Annotated in this window: 1 protein-coding gene; it reads left to right on the top strand. The window is 55.5% G+C overall.

From position 1 onward, the window contains the following. Window positions 1-676: 676 nt before the first annotated feature. The coding region (locus tag EG19_RS13265) for a CRISPR-associated endonuclease Cas3'' (protein WP_152544063.1) at window positions 677-942 on the top strand (266 nt) is incomplete at its 3' end.

The following is a 942-nucleotide window of genomic DNA, read 5'->3' as shown; positions in this document are numbered from 1 at the left end:
AGCAATACCGGCTGTGAGCAAAATGATTGCCAATCCGAGAGGCACATGCCTCATGGTGATCCTCCTTTCTTTTCAAGCGTGGGAAGGGAACTCAGGTCGAGCGGAAGGTGGACCTCGGTGCTGACAGGCATGGCGGGCCTGGCACGAGGCTTTTCCGCCGCGTTTTTTGGTTTCCCGCCCGGGGAAACCGTTTGGCACTCACCGCCAGCCCCAGTACCTCATCGCTACTAATACTCGGCATTCATCACGGTTTTGTCAAGTCATGGAATCAATAACGATAAATGACTAAACGGTGATGAAATTAGCCGCGAGCACGAAAACCATCACGCCGTTTTTTGGCGCCCCTGAAATTTGCCCCGCGCCCACACTCTGGGGCACGTAGTATGCCCCGGGGTCTGTAGAATTAACTTTGAGGATGGAAAACGCGAACGAAATGTCCCTACGGGATTTATGTCGAGATCGTTGCCAAGCCGAGAAAGCACGCGGAGCTTTTTGGGTCCCTGCTCTAGTGGAAAGCTAGAGAACGTGGGAGGTGGCATGACGATGGCTTTGAGCGAAGGTTCACTACGTCGCGCGGGGGACACGTGGGCAAATTTAGTTGGCAGGGTTTCTGATCAGGTTTGGGCTTTGGGCCCGTGCGGGTGAATCCGTGCCTGCCAGAAAAGAGGTTGCCGCCATGAAGCTCCCACAGCAATTATCGAATGACCTCTTCGCCCACGCTGCCAAAGACCAAGCCCAACGGCACAGACTCGTTGATCACCTGCGGGCAGTAGCAGAATACGCCGGGAACTTCGCCGAGACCTTTGGCGCCGGTGCTTGGGGGTATTTGGTTGGTTTGTGGCACGACGTGGGAAAGGCATCGGAGGCTTTTCAGGCCTACCTCAAAGCCGCACAAGAGGATTACCACCAAGGAGAAATCCGCGGCTCGGTTGACCACTCCTC

Origin of the sequence: Thermoanaerobaculum aquaticum (assembly GCF_000687145.1) — a bacterium.
GTDB classification, from domain to species: domain Bacteria; phylum Acidobacteriota; class Thermoanaerobaculia; order Thermoanaerobaculales; family Thermoanaerobaculaceae; genus Thermoanaerobaculum; species Thermoanaerobaculum aquaticum.
The sequence above is the reverse complement of the archived record's forward strand: the minus strand, read 5'-3'. Positions and strand labels throughout refer to the sequence as shown.